This window comes from Microbacterium lacus, from assembly GCF_002812805.1.
In the GTDB taxonomy this organism is placed as follows: Bacteria; Actinomycetota; Actinomycetes; order Actinomycetales; family Microbacteriaceae; genus Microbacterium; species Microbacterium lacus_A.
On sequence record NZ_NMUM01000023.1, the window covers coordinates 49,914 to 69,022 of the forward strand.

At 67.5% G+C, this 19,109-nt stretch carries 24 protein-coding genes and 1 tRNA gene; 16 read left to right on the forward strand and 9 right to left on the reverse strand.

Features of this window, described 5'->3' with window-relative positions; translation table 11 throughout:
- Positions 1-73: 73 nt before the first annotated feature.
- Entirely contained in the window at positions 74-676 is a 603-nt protein-coding gene (locus tag CGU34_RS07985) for a histidine phosphatase family protein (RefSeq protein WP_036297001.1), read from the forward strand.
- A gap of 169 nt (positions 677-845) precedes the next feature.
- Here the strand turns inward: CGU34_RS07985 and CGU34_RS07990 are convergent, their stop codons facing one another.
- On the reverse strand, positions 846-1,331 hold the full coding sequence (locus CGU34_RS07990; RefSeq protein WP_440344735.1) for a GNAT family N-acetyltransferase: 486 nt from the start codon (positions 1,329-1,331) through the stop codon (positions 846-848).
- Between the two features lie 68 nt (positions 1,332-1,399).
- Between CGU34_RS07990 and dapB the strand changes: the two genes are divergently transcribed.
- Positions 1,400-2,212, forward strand: coding sequence for a 4-hydroxy-tetrahydrodipicolinate reductase (gene dapB / locus CGU34_RS07995; RefSeq protein ID WP_100813810.1), 813 nt, complete (start codon positions 1,400-1,402; stop codon positions 2,210-2,212).
- Entirely contained in the window at positions 2,209-2,682 is a 474-nt protein-coding gene (locus CGU34_RS08000) for a hypothetical protein (RefSeq protein ID WP_100813811.1), read from the forward strand. Before dapB ends, CGU34_RS08000 begins: the two co-directional genes overlap by 4 nt.
- Positions 2,683-2,697: 15 nt before the next feature.
- Here the strand turns inward: CGU34_RS08000 and CGU34_RS08005 are convergent, their stop codons facing one another.
- The 4 genes from CGU34_RS08005 to CGU34_RS08020 form a co-directional block, all read right to left on the reverse strand.
- Entirely contained in the window at positions 2,698-3,594 is an 897-nt protein-coding gene (locus tag CGU34_RS08005; protein WP_100813812.1) for a TIGR01777 family oxidoreductase, read from the reverse strand.
- Positions 3,595-3,608: 14 nt separating this feature from the next.
- Positions 3,609-4,034, reverse strand: a complete 426-nt coding sequence (locus CGU34_RS08010) for an OsmC family peroxiredoxin (RefSeq protein ID WP_036297007.1) — start codon at positions 4,032-4,034, stop codon at positions 3,609-3,611.
- A gap of 119 nt (positions 4,035-4,153) precedes the next feature.
- A complete protein-coding gene (locus tag CGU34_RS08015) occupies positions 4,154-4,732 on the reverse strand; it encodes a DUF4395 domain-containing protein (protein ID WP_100813813.1) in 579 nt (192 codons plus the stop codon).
- The gene (locus tag CGU34_RS08020) at positions 4,725-5,183 is read right to left on the reverse strand and encodes a TlpA family protein disulfide reductase (RefSeq protein ID WP_036297012.1); all 459 of its coding nucleotides are present in this window, start codon (positions 5,181-5,183) and stop codon (positions 4,725-4,727) included. The genes CGU34_RS08015 and CGU34_RS08020 overlap by 8 nt, the downstream gene beginning before the upstream one ends.
- 103 nt (positions 5,184-5,286) lie before the next feature.
- Here CGU34_RS08020 and thyX point away from each other — a divergent pair, with 103 nt between their 5' ends.
- The 13 genes from thyX to CGU34_RS08085 all read left to right on the forward strand — a co-directional run bounded on the left by thyX (position 5,287) and on the right by CGU34_RS08085 (position 16,482).
- A complete protein-coding gene (gene thyX, locus CGU34_RS08025; protein WP_232711601.1) occupies positions 5,287-6,045 on the forward strand; it encodes an FAD-dependent thymidylate synthase in 759 nt (252 codons plus the stop codon).
- 19 nt (positions 6,046-6,064) lie between these two features.
- Entirely contained in the window at positions 6,065-6,829 is a 765-nt protein-coding gene (locus tag CGU34_RS08030; RefSeq protein ID WP_036297015.1) for an SDR family NAD(P)-dependent oxidoreductase, read from the forward strand.
- Positions 6,830-6,911: 82 nt separating this feature from the next.
- A complete protein-coding gene (dapA, locus tag CGU34_RS08035) occupies positions 6,912-7,889 on the forward strand; it encodes a 4-hydroxy-tetrahydrodipicolinate synthase (protein ID WP_036297018.1) in 978 nt (325 codons plus the stop codon).
- Positions 7,890-8,053: 164 nt separating this feature from the next.
- Positions 8,054-9,730, forward strand: coding sequence for a ribonuclease J (locus CGU34_RS08040; RefSeq protein WP_100813814.1), 1,677 nt, complete (start codon positions 8,054-8,056; stop codon positions 9,728-9,730).
- A 30-nt stretch (positions 9,731-9,760) separates the two neighbouring features.
- Positions 9,761-10,255 carry a GNAT family N-acetyltransferase gene (locus CGU34_RS08045; RefSeq protein ID WP_100813815.1) on the forward strand — a complete coding sequence of 165 codons (495 nt, stop codon included), beginning with the start codon at positions 9,761-9,763 and terminating at the stop codon, positions 10,253-10,255.
- A 77-nt stretch (positions 10,256-10,332) separates the two neighbouring features.
- Positions 10,333-13,113, forward strand: a complete 2,781-nt coding sequence (locus tag CGU34_RS08050; protein ID WP_100813816.1) for an FtsK/SpoIIIE family DNA translocase — start codon at positions 10,333-10,335, stop codon at positions 13,111-13,113.
- Positions 13,113-13,688: a CDP-diacylglycerol--glycerol-3-phosphate 3-phosphatidyltransferase gene (gene pgsA, locus CGU34_RS08055; protein WP_036297030.1), complete on the forward strand. Its 576-nt coding sequence runs from the start codon at positions 13,113-13,115 to the stop codon at positions 13,686-13,688. Before CGU34_RS08050 ends, pgsA begins: the two co-directional genes overlap by 1 nt.
- Complete coding sequence (locus tag CGU34_RS08060; protein WP_051513183.1) at positions 13,685-14,221, forward strand: CinA family protein; 537 nt, start codon at positions 13,685-13,687, stop codon at positions 14,219-14,221. The genes pgsA and CGU34_RS08060 overlap by 4 nt, the downstream gene beginning before the upstream one ends.
- A 140-nt stretch (positions 14,222-14,361) precedes the next feature.
- On the forward strand, positions 14,362-14,670 hold the full coding sequence (locus tag CGU34_RS08065) for a helix-turn-helix domain-containing protein (protein ID WP_036297033.1): 309 nt from the start codon (positions 14,362-14,364) through the stop codon (positions 14,668-14,670).
- A gap of 6 nt (positions 14,671-14,676) precedes the next feature.
- Positions 14,677-14,901, forward strand: a complete 225-nt coding sequence (locus CGU34_RS08070) for a DUF3046 domain-containing protein (RefSeq protein ID WP_036297035.1) — start codon at positions 14,677-14,679, stop codon at positions 14,899-14,901.
- A 65-nt stretch (positions 14,902-14,966) separates the two neighbouring features.
- Positions 14,967-15,040 (forward strand) — tRNA-Met (locus CGU34_RS08075).
- A 93-nt stretch (positions 15,041-15,133) separates the two neighbouring features.
- Positions 15,134-15,679 carry a DUF6328 family protein gene (locus CGU34_RS08080; RefSeq protein WP_051513185.1) on the forward strand — a complete coding sequence of 182 codons (546 nt, stop codon included), beginning with the start codon at positions 15,134-15,136 and terminating at the stop codon, positions 15,677-15,679.
- Positions 15,679-16,482: a carbon-nitrogen hydrolase family protein gene (locus tag CGU34_RS08085; protein ID WP_036297037.1), complete on the forward strand. Its 804-nt coding sequence runs from the start codon at positions 15,679-15,681 to the stop codon at positions 16,480-16,482. The genes CGU34_RS08080 and CGU34_RS08085 overlap by 1 nt, the downstream gene beginning before the upstream one ends.
- 1 nt (position 16,483) lies before the next feature.
- Here the strand turns inward: CGU34_RS08085 and CGU34_RS08090 are convergent, their stop codons facing one another.
- The 4 genes from CGU34_RS08090 to CGU34_RS08105 form a co-directional block, all read right to left on the reverse strand.
- On the reverse strand, positions 16,484-16,942 hold the full coding sequence (locus CGU34_RS08090) for a PIN domain-containing protein (protein ID WP_081766200.1): 459 nt from the start codon (positions 16,940-16,942) through the stop codon (positions 16,484-16,486).
- A gap of 23 nt (positions 16,943-16,965) precedes the next feature.
- A complete protein-coding gene (locus CGU34_RS08095) occupies positions 16,966-17,172 on the reverse strand; it encodes a type II toxin-antitoxin system VapB family antitoxin (RefSeq protein WP_036297041.1) in 207 nt (68 codons plus the stop codon).
- Positions 17,173-17,218: 46 nt separating this feature from the next.
- A complete protein-coding gene (locus CGU34_RS08100) occupies positions 17,219-17,740 on the reverse strand; it encodes a DUF1877 family protein (RefSeq protein WP_036297043.1) in 522 nt (173 codons plus the stop codon).
- Positions 17,741-17,871: 131 nt separating this feature from the next.
- Complete coding sequence (locus CGU34_RS08105; RefSeq protein ID WP_036297045.1) at positions 17,872-19,074, reverse strand: aminotransferase class I/II-fold pyridoxal phosphate-dependent enzyme; 1,203 nt, start codon at positions 19,072-19,074, stop codon at positions 17,872-17,874.
- Positions 19,075-19,109: the final 35 nt, after the last annotated feature.

Genomic DNA, 19,109 nt, shown 5'->3' on the forward strand with positions numbered 1-19,109 from the left:
TGACACGGCGCATTCGTGACCTAGGCTGGAAACGGCGTGGCATCGGGGCACGCCGGGACGAAAGCGAGCGAGGATGACGCACTTCATCTACCTCGTTCGCCACGGCGAGCATCAGGATGCCGAGCACGGGCTGGTCGATGGTCCGCTCTCTCCGCGGGGTCAGCGCCAGGCATCCCTGATCGCCGATCGGCTGTCAGGCATGCCTCTCAGTGCCGTATGGCACTCGCCCTTGCTGCGGGCGACCGAGACGGCCCGCATGGTCGCCGAACGGATGCCCGCCATCACCCCGCAGGCGTCGTCCCTGTTGTTCGACTGCGTGCCGTCGGGCATGTCGCCCGAGACGCCCGCGGTTTACGAGCCGTTCTTCGGCTCGGTCACCGATGCCGAGATCGAGGCGGGTCGCGCGCAGATGGCCGACGCCGTCAGCGAGTTTCTCGTGCGCCGGACCGGCGAGGTGCACGAACTCGTGATCACGCACAACTTCGTGATCAGTTGGTTCGTGCGCGAGGTACTCGGGGCCCCCGAGTGGCGCTGGATGACGCTCAACCAGGCCCACTGCGGTCTGACGGTGATCGCGCAGAAGCAGGGGCGGCCGTGGACACTGCTGACCCACAACGACCTCGCGCACCTGCCGTTCGAGTTGCGCACGGGCCTGCCCGAGACCCACCCGGTCTAGATCCGGTCTGACTGCCCCGCGCTGGTCTTCCACCGCACGCGTTCACAATTCAGTCGGCGCGTGTGTCGCATGGGTGAGCCCCCGCGGATTCGCACGGATCAGCCCGCCTACTCGGCCCCGAAGGACTGAATTGCGAACGCCCGAGCGCCCGCACCGGCGTGGACTCTGATCACCCGAGGGCTTTCCCGTACCACCGCGTCGCGTTGGGGTTGTCGTTGTAGGGCTCGATCGGCTCGAATCCCGCCGAGGCGTAGAGGCCGCCGGCGGCCTCGAGGGTGTGGTGGGTGTCGAGCACGAGCTGGGCGGCACCCCAGGTGCGTGCCCGACGCTCGAGCTCGTCGAGTAGCAGTCGACCCCACCCGCGTCCCCGCGTCGAGGGGTCGAGGTACAGGTGCTTGACCTCGTATCGCACGCCGGCCGGACCGTCGGGGATGCGCCGGATGCCTCCACATCCCACTGGGCGGCGGGCCCCCGCCGCAGCGCCCTCGTCTTCGATCACGAGGAACACACCGTCCGGGGCGACGAACACCGAAGGATCCGGATACGTCGGCCGATAACCACCGCCCGGGAACACCTCGGCCCGGGCCGCGAAGTACTCGGTCAGCAGCCCATGGGCGACCGGAGCATCCGCCGCCATCTCGATGAATCGCACCACGGATCGAGCCTATGCCGCCGCGGCCCGGCGTCCCGCCGAGCCCCATGACCCGAACCTAGGATGGGCACATGACGACACGCGTAGCCATCGTGGGTGGAACAGGTCGCCTGGGCGGCGTGGTCCGCGAGGTGATCGAGGCGACCGAGGGTTACGAGGTCATCGCGGTCCTGTCTTCGCGGAGCGAGGTCACCGAGATCGACGGGTCGGATCTGGTGGTTGATGTCTCGAGCCCGGCTGTTTCGATCGACGTCGTCCGTGCGGCCATCGAACGCGGAATCAACGTTCTTGTCGGTACCTCGGGCTGGTCGCAGGAGCGCATCGCCCTCGTCCGGCCACTCGTCGAGGCCGCGGGCACGGGCGTCGTGTTCATCCCCAACTTCTCGCTCGGGTCTGTCATCGGTACGGCCCTCGCCGCCGCCGCGGCCCCGTTCTTCCCCTCGATCGAGATCGTCGAGGCGCACCACGAACGCAAGGTCGATTCGCCGAGTGGCACCGCGGTGCGCACGGCCGAGCTGATGGCCGCGGCGCGGGAAAGCGTCGGGCCGGTCGAGGCGCCGCACACCGACCAGCGCGCCCGCGGTCAGCGCGTTGCGAGCATCCCCGTCCATTCGCTTCGCCGTCCAGGCGTGATCGCGCGCCAAGAGGTGCTGCTGTCGGGCCCGGGGGAGTCGCTCCAGATCGTCCACGACACGGTCGACCCGGCGTTGGCCTACGCGCCCGGCATCCGCATCGCCCTCGATGCGGCGCGCACCGTGCGCGGCGTCGTTGTGGGACTCGACCGATTCGTCGACGTCGGCATCCGTCTGCCCGGAGACAAGTCGGAGAATCCCGTCGACGACGGTGGCGTGCCCGGGCAGGTAGCGCGGGTCACCGGCCTGTGAGCGCACGCATCGGCGCGGCCATCATGGCCGTCGTGCTGGCGCTGTACCTGGTGCTGGTCTCTCAACGGGCATACCTGCTGATGACCACGGGCGATCCTGTCGGCGTTGCCATGGGAGTCGCGCTGTTCGTCTTGCCGGCGATCGCGGCGTGGGCCATCGGGCGCGAACTCTGGTTCGGGATGCGCGCGGAAAGCCTCGGTCGACGGCTCGATCACGAGGGTGCCCTGCCCGACGAGCAATTGTCGGTGCGTCCGAGCGGGCGAGTCGATCGCGACGAGGCCGAGGCGCTCTTCCCGAAGTACCGCGACGCAGTAGAGTCCGCGCCCGATGACTGGCGCGCCTGGTACCGGCTCGGCCTTGCGTATGACGGTGCGGGGGACCGGCGGCGTGCTCGATCGGCCGTGCGGCAGGCGATCAAGTTCGAGTCCGCCGAACGTCGGGGCAAGCGTACGAGCCCGGGCGAGCGCTGACCTCGCCCGGACCGCTCAGGGCGCGGCAGGGATGACCGCCGCCACCGCCTCGTCAACGGTCGTGTGCGTGAACGTGAACCCGGATGCCTCGAGCGCGGCCGGCACGACGTGTGCATCGACGAGTAGCACCGCGTCGGCCATGTCGCGTCCGAGTCCCAGGCGGAGAGCCCACGCCGGTGCGCGCAGGATGTAGGGCCTGTTCATGCGGCGCGCCAGCGCGAAGCCGAGATCGTTGGCGGTCGCGCGGGTCGGCCCCGACAGATTGACGGGTCCCTCGAGCTGCGCATCGATGACGTGGCGGATGGCGCGCACCTCGTCGACGAGCGAGATCCACGGCCAGACCTGTGTACCGCGGCCCATCGGCCCGCTGAGCCCGAACCTCGTCAGCAGGATCAGGGGTTTCAGCACGCTCTCGGGGTGGACGACGGGCGCGGTCCGGAGCAGCGCGACGCGCGCCGACCCGGCCGTGCGCGCGGTGGCCTCCCACTCGACACACAGGTCGCTCAGGAATCCATCCCCCGGGCCCGCGTCCTCGCGCAATTCGCGTCCGGGAACGGACCCGTAATAGCCGATCGCGCTGGCGGACACGAATGCCGGAGCGTTGTCGCCGAGCGTGCGCAAGGCTTTCGCCAGCACACCCGTGGCCTCGAGCCGGGACGACACCAACGTTCGCTTGTAGGACGACGTCCACGGGATGCGCCCGATACTCGCACCGTTCAGGTTGACGACGGCCGTGGCCCCCTCGAGCACGTTCGGATCGAGCGGCGAGCCGTCCAGCCAGCGGACCTCAGAAGGGCCCTGTGGCTCACGCCGAACGAGAGTCGTCACCTCGATGCCGTCGGCGAGAAGACTGTCGGTGAGCGTCCGGCCAATCAGGCCAGAGGCGCCCGCGATGACGACGCGCTGAGACATCCGATCCGCCCGCCTCAGGCGAGCGTCGCCTCGAGCGTGATCTCGATGCCCGCGAGAGCCTGCGAGACGGGGCATCCCGTTTTCGCGTCCTGCGCGATCTTGGCGAAGTCTTCGGCGCTGAGCCCCGGTACAACCGCGTTGACGTTCAGGTGGCTGCCCGTGATTCCGGTGCCCGGCACGAAGGTGACGGATGCCGTGGTGTCCACGCTCTCGGGCGGGGTGCCGTTCTCGCTCAGCGCGTGCGAGAGCGCCATGCTGAAGCAGGACGAGTGAGCCGCGGCGATGAGTTCTTCGGGCGTCGTGACGGAACCGGATCCCTCGGAACGGGCCTTCCAGTTGACGTCGAACGTGCCGGCGTGGGAGGTGTCGAGGGCGACCGTGCCCGAGCCGCCCATGAGGCTGCCCTTCCAGGCGGTGCTGGCTTCGCTCGTAACGCTCATGGGAGTCCTCCGGGTTGGTTGTGCCGCTGCATCGTCGGCACGGATCGCCGACGACCTGTCTCTTCGGTCAGCCTAATCCGGCCCGCGGACGTGCGCGACGTAACGCCGAGGATTGCGTCTCAGACGGCGGGACGCGCGCGCCCGACGACGCCCGCACGCTGGAGGACGAGGTACAGCTGGCAGCCGAGGCACAGACCGAAGACGGCGTTCAGGAATGCGGCGGCAAACGCGGCGGCGGCGGCGATCGGTAGCGCCCACGGCACCCCCGCGAGGTGCAGGACGAGGCCGATCGTGACGACAAACAGTCCGACGCCCTGCGCGAAGCGGGGCGGGCGCGGGTCTTCGAGCTCGGTCGGGGGCTTCAGACGCGGCCGGATGACCCGGCGAAACAGCGCACCCCACGGCGCCGTGCGCGGCGCGAGCACGCCCCACAGGAATAGCAGGGCGATCACGAGCATCAGCAGGAAGGCCGGATCGCGTACGCGCTGGGCGAGGGAGGCGTAGGTGATCGCGAACGATCCGTCGCCGGGGAGTGTGCTTCCGGTCCCCGAAACGATTCCGAAGTCGAAACTCTGGGACGTCGAGAGACCTGTCAGCCCCAGCAGCACGGCCACGGCGAGCAAAACAGCGGTGATGGATGCCGCAAAGCGTGGTCCACGCGGGTCGATGCCCGCGGGGGCGCTGGTTCGATCAGACACGTTCGGGCTCCGCTTCGGGTGCTGCGTCAGCACCGATCACCCGCGCCAGCTCCATCTCGATCACATCGCGGCGCGCGACACCGCCGAAGCGCGTCTGCACGACGCCGTCGCGATCGAGGATGAGTGTCGTCGGGGTCTGCAGGACGTGGAAGTGCTTCGCGATGTCGGGACGATTGGTCAGGTCGACGTCGAGATGACGCACGCCCGGGCGCGCATCTGCGACGGCCGAGAGGGTGCGGTGAACGCCCGGGCAGCGCGAGCACATTTCGGTGCTGAACTGCAGAAGTGTTGCGACATCGCCCAGTCCGTCGGCGCCGAGCCGCGCGGGTTCGACGACCTCATGGGGCACGTGGTGATGCGCGCGTCCCTGGTTCCACCGCACGACGATGCCCGCGACAACGGTGACCGTCAGCAAGACGGCCAATCCGATCAGGGCTTCAACGAGAGTCACAGCAACCCAGGATAGGCGTGTCGGGCAGGCCGGGGCTCGCTCGAGAGACTTTTAACGGCTACGCCGTAACAATCGTCCGGACGCTCGCGGGTAGTCTGGGCGCGTGACCGATGCTGCTATCTCCGCCGAGTCCACCGTCCCCGCCGTCGAGTTCCGCTCCGACGTGACCGTCGAGCTCGTGCGTTCGAGCGCGTCCGACAGCGATGTGTTGTTCGCTGCGCGCGTCTCGACGATGGGCGAGCAGACACTCGAAGAAGCCGCATCCGGTGCCGACGCGTCCGCTCGTGATCGCGGACTGATCAACTACCTCATGCGCGACCGCCACGGTTCGCCGTTCGAGCACAACTCGATGACGTTCTACGTTCAGGCCCCGATCTTCGTGTTCCGCGAGTTCATGCGGCACCGCATCGCGTCTTATAACGAAGAGTCGGGCCGCTACCGCGAGCTCCGCCCGGTGTTCTACGTTCCCGCCGCTGACCGTCGCCTGATCCAGGTGGGCAAGCCGGGTGCGTACGAGTTCCTCGAGGGGACCCCGGAACAGACTGCGCTGACGGATGCTGTCACGCGCGAGGCATCCGTCCACGCGTTCGAGGCATACCAGCGGATGCTCGACGCCGGTGTTGCCCGCGAGGTCGCCCGCATCGTGCTTCCGCTGAACATCTACTCGTCGATGTACGTGACGATGAACGCCCGTGCCCTGATGAACTTCCTGTCCTTGCGTACGAAGCGTGAGGGCACCCACTTCCCGTCGTTCCCGCAGCGCGAGATCGAGATGGTGGCGGAAAAGATGGAGCACATCTGGACCGATCTCATGCCGTTCACGCACGCCTCGTTCAACGGCAACGGTCGCGTCGCGCCCTGAGGCGCCGGGCTCGCGCGCGATGGCCAAGACAGTGCTCATCACGGGCGCCAGCTCGGGACTCGGCACCGAGTACGCCCGCCAGCTGGCGGCGCGTGGTGCGAACCTCGTGCTCGTCGCCCGCGATCGCGGGGCGCTCGAGCGCCTCGGGGCGGAGCTTGCCCGCGACCACGGGATCTCTTACGAGGTGCTCGCCGTCGACCTCACCAAGCCGCGCCAGCTCGAGAAGGTGACGGACCGCCTCGCTGAGGTCGCGCGCCCCATCGAGATGCTCGTCAACAACGCCGGCTTCGGGCTGGACCTCGCGTTCGAGAGCAACGACATCGAAGATGAGGCGCGCCACCTTGCGCTGCACGTCGAGGTGCCGATGCGCCTCATGCGGGCGGCCCTGCCCGGCATGCTCGAGCGTGGCAGCGGACGGATCGTCAACATCGCTTCGGTGGCCGGCTTCATCCCGCGCTCGACGTATGGCGCCTGCAAGGGCTGGCTGATCAGTTTCAGCCGGTGGGCGAACGGGCGGTACGCACCCCGCGGGGTGACCGTCACGGCAGTCTGCCCGGGCTTCACGCATACGGGCTTCCACGAGCGCATGGGTCTCGCGCCCGGCAATGAGGGCGTGCCCGCCGCGCTCTGGCTCGACGCATCCGACGTCGTCTCGGAATCCCTCCGGGATATCGCCCGCGGCAAGGCCGTGTCGGTTCCGTCTCTGCGGTACAAGGCGCTCGTGGCGCTGACCCGTCTGGTGCCGCCGTCGTTCGCTGCACGGGTGGGGGAGAGTGGCCGCTGAGCGATCGCTGTGACCCCGGGAGTCTCCGCGGTCGTCACACGAGTGAGGTTGCACGACACCGCGGCCCGATAGCCTAGGAACCATGACTCACACCGCCAATCCCTTCGGTCAGGTGCTGGTCGCGCTCGTCACCCCCATGACGGCCGACGGCGAGGTCGATTGGCCCGCTGTCGAGAAGCACATCGACGACGTCATCACGGCGGGTGCGGATGGAATCGTCGTGACGGGTACGACCGGTGAGACGAGCACGTTGACGGATGCTGAGAAGCTCCGTCTGGTCGAGGTCGGCAAGGACGTCTCGGCCGGACGCGCCAAGATCATCACGGGCGGCGGCTCGAACGAGACGGCCCACGCGATCGGGCTGTACAAGGCGAGCGAAAAGGCCGGCGCCGACGGCATCATGATCGTCACGCCGTACTACAACAAGCCGACTCAAGCAGGCATCCTCACGCACTTCCGCCTCGTTGCGGACGCCACGGACCTGCCGGTCATTCTCTACGACATCCCGGGGCGCACCGGGGTCGAGATCAAGTACGAGACGATTCTGCGTCTCGCCAAACACCCGAACATCCTCGCCGTCAAGGATGCCAAGGGCGACTTCAGCGAGGTCAGCCGCGTGCTCAACCAGACCGATCTGATGTACTTCTCGGGCGACGACGCCAACGTGCTGCCGCACCTGGCGATCGGGGCTTCTGGCCTGATCGGTGTCACGGCGAACATCACCGCGACGCCGTACCGCACGATCGTGGATGCCGTGAACCGCGGCGACCTCGCAGCGGCCACCGCGGCGCACAAGCAGCTCGAGCCCCTGGTTCGCGCGGTGATGACGCACGTGCCGGGCACCGTCGCCGCGAAGTACATCCTGCACGGCCTCGGTCGGATCGGCAGCCCACGGGTGCGCCTGCCGCTCGTTGGCCCGGAAGAGTGGGAAGCCGCCGCGATCGAGGACGAGCTCGCCCTCGTTCGCGAGGTCGCGGGTGCCGACTTCTCGAACTTCCGTCCTGACCGCAACGCGGCCGCAGGCGGCGCTCTCCCGAAGATCCACGGCACGACCCGCTGATCCCGCCCCCGCGCCCAGCGCACGGGAAACGGACCATCGCCCGAACGGGCGCCAAAAGACCACAGCCCGAACCCGGGCCAAAAACCACAGCCGCGGACCCCTCACCGGGCCGCGCACACCACAACAACACACGAGCGGGAGCCGCGAGGCTCCCTGGAGGCAGCATGCCCACGAACGTCTACGATCCGCCCGCCCTCGAACAGGGCACCCTGCGCGTCTTCCCCCTCGGCGGACTCGGCGAGATCGGTCGCAACATGACCGTCTTCGAGTACGAGGGCAAGCTCCTCATCGTCGACTGCGGTGTGTTGTTCCCCGAAGAGCACCAGCCGGGTGTCGACCTGATCCTGCCGGACTTCGAGCCGATCAAGTCCCGTCTCGACGACATCGTCGGCCTCGTTCTGACCCACGGTCACGAAGACCACATCGGCGCGGTTCCGTACCTGTTGAAGCTCAAGGGCGACATCCCCATCATCGGCTCCGGGCTGACGCTTGCGCTGATCGAAGCGAAGCTCAAAGAGCACCGCATCCGCCCGTACAGCCTCACCGTGCGCGAGGGCCAGCACGAGAAGGTCGGCACGTTCGACCTCGAGTTCATCGCAGTCAACCACTCGATCCCGGACGCGCTCGCCGTCGCGATTCGCACGCCCGCGGGCCTCGTGCTCGCCACGGGTGACTTCAAGATGGACCAGCTGCCGCTCGACGGCCGCCTGACCGACCTGCGCGCCTTCGCGCGTCTGGGCGAAGAGGGCGTCGATCTGTTCCTCGTCGATTCGACGAACGCGGATGTCCCGGGCTTCACGCCGCTCGAAAGCTCGATCGGTCCGGTGCTCGATCAGGTGATCGGCAAGGCCCAGCGTCGCGTCGTCGTCGCAAGCTTCTCCAGTCACGTCCACCGTGTGCAGCAGGTGCTGGATGCAGCGGCCGCACATGGCCGTCGCGTCGCGTTCCTCGGACGCAGCATGGTGCGCAACATGACGATCGCGTCCGACCTCGGCTACCTGCGGGTGCCCGAGGGTGTGCTGATCGACTACAAGAAGGCGCGCGACCTGCCCGACGACAAGATCGTCTACATGTCGACGGGCTCACAGGGCGAGCCGATGGCCGTGCTCAGCCGCATGGCGAACCTCGACCACGAGATCGAGCCCGGCCCGGGCGACACCGTGATTCTTGCGTCGAGCCTGATCCCGGGCAACGAGAACGCCGTGTACCGCGTGATCGACGGGCTCACCAAGCTCGGCGCCAATGTCGTCCACAAGGGCAATGCGAAGGTGCACGTCTCGGGCCACGCAGCCGCGGGTGAGCTGCTCTACTGCTACAACATCCTGCAGCCGAAGAACGTGCTGCCGATCCACGGCGAGTACCGGCACCTGACCGCCAACGCCCGCATCGCGCATGACAGCGGCGTGCCGGTCGAGCGGACGTTCCTCGCCGAGAACGGCACCGTCATCGATCTGCGTGACGGGGTCGCATCCGTGGTCGGACAGCTCGACATCGGGTTCGTCTACGTCGACGGATCGACGGTGGGCGAGATCACGGATGCCGACCTCAAGGATCGCCGCATCCTCGGCGAAGAGGGCTTCATCTCGGTCATCGTCGTCGTTGACGCCGCGACCGGCAAGATCATCACGGGCCCCGAGATCCACGCGCGGGGCTTCGCGGAAGACGACAAGGTGTTCGACAGCGTCAAGCCGAAGATCGCCGCGGCGCTCGCGGATGCCGCGCAGTCGGGTGTCCGCGACACTCACGCCCTGTCGCAGATCGTGCGCCGCACGATCGGGCGCTGGGTCAGCCAGTCGCTCCGCCGCCGGCCGATGATCGTGCCGCTCGTCATCGAGGCGTAACAGGGGGCGCTGCGCCGCTACACTCGCCGCATGCCCGCCTCGTTCACCACGCGTCCCGCCGCCCAGGCAGATGGCGGGTTCTTGGCGGACATGGTCGTCGAAGCCGTCAATTGGCGTGCGGGCGGTGCGCGTCCACGGCATCAGATTCTGTCCACGCCCGAGCACGGCCGGTTCGTCGCGGGGTGGATGCGTCCGAGCGACGCCGGATTCGTCGCACTAGACCCGCAGGGATCACCCATCGGCGCCGCCTGGTACCGGATGCTTCCGCGCACCGACCCCGCTTTCGCCCATGTCGGTACGGGGGTTCCCGAGATGATCATCGGCGTGCGGCCGATCTGGCGCGCGCACGGGGTGGGGCGGGCGCTGCTGAAGCAGCTGACGGCGCACGCGGCGCAGACCGGGTTCGCTCGACTCAGCCTGAACGTCGAGCGCGGCAACTTCGCCGCGGTGTTCTACCGCTCTGAGGGCTTCGCCGTGACACAACCCGGAGTCGGTCGAGACACCATGGTCAAGCGCCTGCGGTGACCCCGGGGCTGAGACCGGGGTGAGGTCGAGCCGCGTCGCTGCGGCCGAACGTCGCACGTCAGTCGTACCGTGGGGGAATGGCCAGGAGCACCAGCCCGACCAAGAGCGGCCGCACGCCCGCTAAGGGCACCACGACGCGCGCGCGAAAGCCCGCGCCCGCACCCAAACGGTACGACGACGAGCCCGAACGGCCGCCCATCATCGCGCGCGCCTGGATGGGCGTCGCTCACGGTGTCGGCGGGCTGTTCCGCGCGTTCGGACCCGAGACACTCGAGAAGGATCAGCGCCGCGACGGCTTCCCGTTCCTGCTTGTGCTGCTGGCCATTGCCGGCGGCGTCATCGAATGGTTCTTCATCGGCAACGACGTCGCGCGCTCGATCTCCGATTACAGCTTCGGCGGCATGCTCGGGCGACTCGCCTTCGTTCTGCCGGTACTCGTGCTGATCCTGGCGGGCTGGCTCTTCCGCCACCCCTCGAGCGTGCACGACAACGGACGCATCGGCATCGGCTTCGGGATGCTGGTGCTGACAGGCGCGGGCTTCTGCCATCTCGCCGGCGATCGCCCCGTCCCGAGTGAGGGTCTGCCCGTGCTCAGCCGCTCGGGCGGATTGTTCGGCTGGATGGTCGCCGAACCCCTCGCCCTCGCACTGACCCCGATCGGCGCCTGGATCGTGTTGGTGCTCGTTGCGCTTTTGAGCGTCCTCATCATTACCAAGACCCCGCCGAACCGCATCGGTGCACGGCTGGGGGATCTGTACGCGTGGATGTTCGGAGAGCACGCCCGACCCGAGGCCGACACCGCGACCACGGGCAAGCCCGAGGTCGCCGCCGAGGCCGAAGATCCGAGCACCCCGTGGTGGCGTCGCAACAAGACCGGCCGCGAGGAAGACCCCGAGGGGGGCCTGAGTTCGCAGGACCTCACGGAGTTGCTGACGCCGGGCTCGACGCACGGCGGTTTCGAACAGGCCATCGCCACGGCTCCGCCCGTCCCACCCGCCCCGGTGTTCTCGCCGGACGCGCTGACGGAAGTCATCGACCCGAATCTGCTCGCCGATGCGGAACGCGCCGCTGCGGCCGCGCGGCAGCAGGGTACATCGATCCACCGCACATCCATTCACGACGACGCGACCGAGTCCGTCGATGACGGCGTGCTGCCCGGATTGTCCGGCCTGGGAACGGACGGCGCCCTCGCCGGCAACCGCCCCGCAAACCCGTATCGTCTGCCGTCGGTCAGCGCGCTCGCCGCGGGCACGCCCGCCAAGGCGCGCTCGGCCGCGAACGACGAGGTCGTGCGCTCACTGACCGAGGTGTTGCGCCAGTTCGGCGTGGATGCTCGGGTCACGGGCTTCTCGCGCGGTCCGACAGTGACTCAGTACGAGATCGAACTCGGCCCGGGTGTCAAGGTCGAGCGCATCACGGCACTGACGAACAACATCGCGTACGCCGTCGCATCCAACGAGGTCCGCATCCTCGCCCCGATTCCTGGCAAGAGCGCGATCGGTGTCGAGATCCCGAACGCCGACCGCGAGATCGTGACGCTCGGCGATGTGCTTCGCTCGGGAAATGCGCAGCAGTCCACGCATCCCATGACCATCGGTGTGGGCAAGGACGTCGGCGGCGGGTTCGTTGTCGCCAACCTGGCGAAGATGCCCCACCTGCTCGTGGCCGGTTCGACCGGTTCGGGTAAGTCGAGCTTCGTGAACTCCATGATCACGAGCTTGCTGATGCGCGCGAAGCCCTCCGAGGTTCGCATGGTGCTGATCGACCCGAAGCGCGTCGAGCTGACGTCGTACGCGGGCGTGCCCCACCTGATCACGCCCATCATCACGAACCCCAAGAAGGCCGCCGAGGCGCTGCAGTGGGTCGTGAAAGAGATGGACATGCGGTACGACGACCTCGCGTCGTTCGGGTTCCGCCACATCGACGACTTCAACAAGGCCGTCGTCGCGAACGAGATCCAGCTGCCCGCGGGCAGCGAACGTGTGCTGAAGCCCTACCCGTACCTGCTCGTGGTGGTCGATGAGCTCGCCGACCTGATGATGGTCGCCCCGCGCGACGTCGAGGACTCGATCGTCCGCATCACCCAGCTCGCGCGAGCATCCGGTATCCACCTGGTGCTCGCGACCCAGCGCCCGAGCGTTGACGTCGTCACGGGTCTGATCAAAGCCAACGTTCCGTCGCGTCTCGCCTTCGCCGTGACGAGCGTGACCGACTCCCGCGTCATCCTCGACCAGCCCGGCGCCGATCGCCTGATCGGCCAGGGAGACGGATTGTTCCTGCCGATGGGCGCCTCGAAGGCGATCCGTGTGCAGGGCGCGTGGGTGAGCGAGCGTGAGATCGAGACGGTCGTGGCGTACGTGACCGGACAGGCGCGTCCGGAGTACCGCTCGGATGTCGCGGCCGTGGCCGAGAAGAAAGAGATCGACGCCGACATTGGTGACGACCTCGAGTTGCTGCTTGCGGCGGCCGAACTGATCGTCTCGACCCAGTTCGGATCGACGTCGATGCTGCAGCGCAAGCTCCGCGTCGGGTTCGCCAAGGCCGGACGCCTGATGGACCTGCTCGAAGCGCGTGAGATCGTCGGTCCCTCTGAAGGCTCGAAGGCTCGTGACGTTCTGGTGACCGCCGAACAACTCCCCGAGGTCCTGGGCATGCTCCGCGGCGACGTGGCCCCGGCCGCGCCTGTTGCGCCTGCTGCCCCCGCCGCGGCTCCGGCCCCGGCCGTCGGGTACGAGGCGGACTCGCGCTACGGCACCGACGCGGTCGCCGACTCTCTCGCTGCCCAGTACGACGGCCTGCCGGTCGTCGACGCTGAAGACAGCGACGAGGATGCCTGGGGCCTGACGGGGCGCGACTGATGGCCGTTCCTCGGCAGCTCCCCAACGCGATCACGATCGCGCGGATTCTTTGCGCCCCCGTCTTCCTGTGGATGCTGCTCGCCGACGGCGGCGCCGATGGCGCACTGCGTTGGTGGGCGGCGGTGCTGTTCATCGTCGCGATCGCGACCGACGGGATCGACGGCTACATCGCTCGGCGCTACAAGATCGTCACCGACCTCGGCAAGCTCCTCGACCCGATCGCCGACAAGGTGCTGACGGGATTCGCCTTCATCGGTCTGTCGATCCTGCTCGAGTTGCCGTGGTGGATCACGATCATCGTGCTGATCCGCGAGGTCGGCATCACGGTGCACCGCCTCCTCGTCGCGAGTGACCATGTCGTCGCGGCCGCGTGGATGGGCAAGCTCAAGACCGTCGCCCAGGCCGTCGCCCTGTCGCTCGCGTTGCTCCCGCTGTCATCGGTGGTGGGGGAATGGATCATCTGGGTCAATATCGTGACGATGTGGATCGCTGTCATCCTGACCATCGCGAGCGGGATCGACTACGTCGTGACCGAGATCCGCGGCGCACGCCGTTCCCGCACCGACCGAACATGACCGAAGAGGGGCGGTCCGCGGGGGAGTGGCGGCCTTACGCATCCACCGGCGACGCCGCACAGGATGCCGCCGTCGCCTTGGAGCGACTGCGTGCGCGCGGCTGGACGCTCGGCATCGCCGAGTCGCTCACCGGAGGCATGCTCGCGGCAGCGCTGATCTCCGTTCCCGGGGCCTCCGCCACGGTGCGGGGCGCGATCGTGGCCTACGCCACCCCGCTCAAGCATTCGCTGCTCGGCGTGGATGCGGCGCTCCTCGCCGAGCATGGCGCAGTGCACCCCGAGGTGGCGCGCCAGATGGCCGACGGTGTGCGCCGCGCGGTGGCGATCGACGGCCGGCCGGCCGAAGTCGGCATCGCGACGACGGGCATCGCGGGTCCCGACTCTCCCGACGGACAACCCGTGGGTACGGTTCATATCGGGATGAGCACACCCGACGATTCCCGCGTCCTCACGCTGCAACTGAATGGCGATCGGGCAACCATCCGGTCGGAAAGCGTCGGCTTTGCCCTCGGCGCCCTGTTGAGCATCGTCTGAGGGAATACCACGTGTTTCGTCTCCGTTACATTCGGTGATTCCCAGCCTCTGCAAAGCGGGGGGCATTAGATTGGCACCATTCGGTGCTGTAATGTGGCCCACCCGGTGGGGCACAGCGAGGACAGTGAGGAGGGGGCATCATGATCCTGGTTCGTCAAGAGATCGGGGACGTCCTTCGGGACTTCCGTCTGCAGAAGGGTCAAACCCTCCGTCAGGTCGCCGGCAAGGCAAGCGTCGCGCTCGGCTACCTCAGCGAGGTTGAGCGTGGTCAGAAAGAAGCCTCGAGCGAGATCCTCGCTTCTGTGGCCGAGGCACTCGACGTGCCCATTTCGACGATCATGCGCGAAGTCGGCGATCGCATTTCTGTGATGGAAGGCCTCCAGACCTTCCCGGATGTCGTTCCCGACGACCTCGTCGCGTCGGTCGACGCCGAGCTGTCGCTGCGCTGACCCCGGATGCGTCGAAGCGAATTCGAGCGCGCCGTCGAGGATGAGTTCGGCGCCGCCTATGGTGCCGTCGTGACCGCCGACCTCGGACTCGACGCACTCGGCGGCCGCACCGCCGCTGTCGCGATTGCGGCGGGCGTCGACCCGCGCGAGGTGTGGGTCGCTTTGTGCGCTGCGACGGATGTCCCGCCCGAGCGCCGCTACGGTGTCGGTCGGCTCGAGCCGCGGTCCTGAAGTTGTGACCGAGGTCGTCTCGATTCGACCGCCCCCTGATCGCATGCTAAGCTCGATTCTTGTGCCGCGGGGTGGAGCAGCTCGGTAGCTCGCTGGGCTCATAACCCAGAGGTCGTAGGTTCAAATCCTGCCCCCGCAACAAAAAGAGAGTCCCGAAAGCCGTCAAGGCTTCCGGGACTCTCTGCTTTTCGGCCGGCTTGCCGCCTGTCACCATGCACGTCAGGATGGGGACATGGTCGACGCTGAGGGAATCGCACATGCCGCGCGTCGCGACATCTCCACCGAGCCCGATCTCGCCGAAAGCGCGCGCGACGGTCGGCACGAGACCCCCTCGGAACGGTATGACCGCAACTGGATCGAGGTGCTGCAAGAGCTCCGCGTTCTACAAACCGGCACCCAGATCCTGACCGGCTTCTTGCTCGCTCTGGCATTTCAGCCCGCTTTCGCGGATCTCGATGAGGGACAGCGGGCGTTCTACCTGTTTCTGGTCGTCGCCTCGGCGCTGAGCGCGATCATCGCGCTCGCGCCGGTCGCGCTGCATCGCTTCCTCTTCCGGCGGCGGGAAAAGGGGTTGATCGTGGCATACGGACACACGGCCCTGATGATCGCGCTCGGCACGGTCTCGGTCTTGCTGGTGGGCGTGGTCGCGTTCGTGTTCGATGTCGTGCTGGGTCGGGATGCGGCGTACATCGCGGCCGCGTCCCTCGGGGCGCTCATCATCGTGCTGTGGGTGGTCGTGCCCGTGATCTGGCGCGTCCGCGGAGAGGACCATTCCTGATGGGCGAGTCCGTGGGGGTCGGGGTGGCCCAGTTCGCGCCGACCGCGTCTCGCGAGGCCAATCTCGAATCGATCGGCGAACTCGTCGAGCGCGCTGTCGCGCGTGGCGCACGGCTCGTGGTCTTCCCCGAGTATTCGAGCTACTTCGTCGACCCGTTCGACGAGTCCCTCGCCGCCAACGCCGAGACGATCGAGGGGCCCTTCGTTGCCGGGCTCGTGGCGCTCGCCGCCCAGCATGACGTCCACATCGTCGCAGGCATGGTCGAGCGAGCGGACGACGAGCAGCGGGTTCGAAATACCGCGGTCGCGGTGAACGGTGCGGGAGTGCAGGCGCTGTATCGCAAGCTCCACCTGTACGACGCGTTCGGTCAACGCGAGTCCGACTGGGTCGAGGCGGGCGAGATCACGCAACCCCAGACGTTCGAATGCGAGGGACTGCGGTTCGCCCTCCAGACCTGCTACGACCTGCGGTTCCCCGAGGTGACACGGCTGCTGGCGGACGCCGGAGCCGACGTCGTCCTGGTGCCGGCGGAGTGGGTGCGCGGTCCGCTCAAGGAGTACCACTGGCAGACGCTGCTCAGGGCCCGAGCCATCGAGAACACGCTCTACGTGGCGGCAGCAGATCATCCACCGCCCCTCGGCGTCGGACATAGCGCCGTCATCGACCCGCAGGGCGTCGAGATAGCGGCCATGGGCACCGGGACGGACGTCGTGGTGGGTTTCGTCGATCGTGCGGCTGTCGAGCGTGTGCGGCGGACGAACCCGGCGCTGGCGCTCCGTCGTTTCCGCGTCGAGCCCCGGTGATCTAGCCGGGCGGATCGCTCTGCTCCGCCACGTACTCCTGCCGCAGGATTCCGTGCCCGAGAGCCCGCTGAATGTGCTCGAAGTCATGATCAGCCGTGAGCAGGGTGAGGTCGTTTGCCAGGGCATACGCCGCGATGAGAACATCCGCGTTTCCGGCTCCGCGCATGAGTCCCTTGTCCCACAAGGCTTGATGAATATCGAGAATCGCGCTCTGTTCAGGTGCGATTCCCGCGGGCGTGTAGAGGTCCATATCCCGCCGCAGCTCGGCGTATTCTGCGGGGTTTCTTGCCGACCAGCAGTATTCGAGAACCTGCGGAGGGCATGTGTAGATCGGGTATGTATTGGTGATCTCCGCGAACCGGCGCTGTATATTCGCGCTGCGTGACAGCTTCTGCAGCACGCTGTTATCTACCAAGTACCCGCGGCGCTCGACCGGAGTGGGGGACTTTGACTCGTTCACGTGCCTCTGACCGACGTGGGGGACTACGGCGTGTAGTCGATCTTCGGTGCATCGATCTGCTCGTCAGTGAACTCTCGCTGCGAGATCCGCTCGAACGCCAGTCGCTGTCGTTGCATCGTGATCGTGTACTGCAGAGCGCGCTGCACGGCTTCTTTGTTGGTGGATGCGTCCAGCAGTTCTTTCGCGTCGTGCAGAAGATCGCGGTCGATATCAATGGATGTGACGGCCATGACGCCCCCCTCGATATATATAAGCTGTCTATATATTACGCCCGGTTCACCCGATGAGGTAGACCATCCCTCGGCCTTCGTCGGCCAGTGATTCAAGGAATTCCTGAGCGCGGCGGAGGTAATCGAGAACGTATTGAAGCTCGGCATCGTCGTCCGCGCCGTGCGGACTGCGCCACGTCCGCGCCCATGCGTGTACCCGGGTCTCGTCTATCGCGCAGAGGTCGTCGCGGATGGCCGGAACCTCTTCCGGCACGATCGTTCTCACCCACGGGTCCCACCCCATCCCGTGCATCGTCACGTCGCCCTCGAACATTCGATACGAGGACCCGGTTGCGGCCTCGATAGGGCTCGGTCGCGTCAGCGACTGAAGGGCCCGCCAAGCCTTGTCCAGGTAGAGCATGTCGCGCTTGGGTGTGGTTTGCTCGAACGTCGTAACGCCGACGCTCGCATGCGGTTCCAGACCCCAAGCGTCAGCGAGCGGGTCACTGGACAGGATGCTGTGCGGGTCGTCGACCGCCTGTCGTGCGAGGTCGGCGTCGAAGGCGTATGCGTAGTAACGGATTCCCATGCGCAGATCATCGCGCCGTATCTGCGGCACGGATCTCTGGATTCGCCTGGCGTGGGTAGGGCACGAGATTTCTCGTCCTGGGGAGGACTGGCCATCGCGGTGTCCCGTCGACAGGCTCAGAGCGTGCGGGCTCAACGCATAAGCGCGGCGAGACGCCCGGCGGCATCCTCGAGCACCTCGACGCGCTTGCACGCCGCGAACCGCACGAGCGTCGCGTACTGTGCGCGGTGCTCCGTGGTGACGAAGGCCGACACGGGCACGCCGACGACCCCGGCACGCTGCGGCAAATCGCGGCAGAACGCCGCAGCATCCGTGACTCCGAGTGGCGACGCATCCGCGACGGTGAAGTACGAGCCGCGCGGCTCTGACACCGTGAAGCCCGCCGCGCGCAGACCCGCGCCGAGGATGTCGCGCTTGAGTGCCAGCTCCGAGGCGATGCCCTCGAAGAAGGAATCGTGCAGCCGCAAACCGGTCGCGATGGCCGGTTGGAACGGCGTGCCGTTCGAATACGTCAGGTACTGCTTGACCGTGTTGACGGCCGTGATGAGCGGAGCGGGACCGGTCGCCCACCCGATTTTCCACCCGGTCGTCGAGAACGTCTTGCCTGCGGACGAGATCGTGAGGGTCCGCTCCCAGCCGCCGGGCAGCGTCGCCAACGGCACGTGCGGCACATCGAACGTCAGGTGCTCGTAGACCTCGTCGGCCACGATGATCGCATCGTGCCGCTCGGCGAGCTCGACTATTCGCTGCAGCACCGGCGTCTCGAAGACAGCTCCGGTCGGATTGTGGGGGTTGTTCACCAGGATGACCCGGGTGCGATCGGTGACCGCGCGCTCAAGGGCATCGAGATCAGGCTGAAAATCGGGCCAGCGGAGAGGAACCGTCACGAGCCGAGCACCCGCGAGGGCAACGCATGCGGCGTACGAGTCGTAGTACGGCTCGAACACCACGATCTCATCGTCGGCGGAGTCGACGAGAGCGAGAAGGGCTGCAGCGATAGCCTCGGTCGCCCCCGCGCTGACGAGTACGTGCCGATCGGGGTCCAGGTGGAGTCCGTAGAACCGCTGCTGGTGCTCGGAGATCGCCAGACGCAGGTCGGGGATGCCTCGGCCCGGCGCATACTGGTTCGCTCCTTGCGCGATCGCCTCGCGGGCGGCGTCGAGCACCTCGAGGGGGCCATCCTCGTCCGGAAAGCCTTGGCCGAGGTTGATTGCACCGGTACTCGTGGCCAGCGCGGTCATCTCGGCGAAGATCGTCGGTGAGACCGACCCGTCCGGGCCGAGCAAACCGGCGCCCGCAGCGGTGCGCTTCCACGCGCCCGTGGGCTCAGACATCCACGCCTCCTGACGGGGCGCCCGAGGCGGTCGCC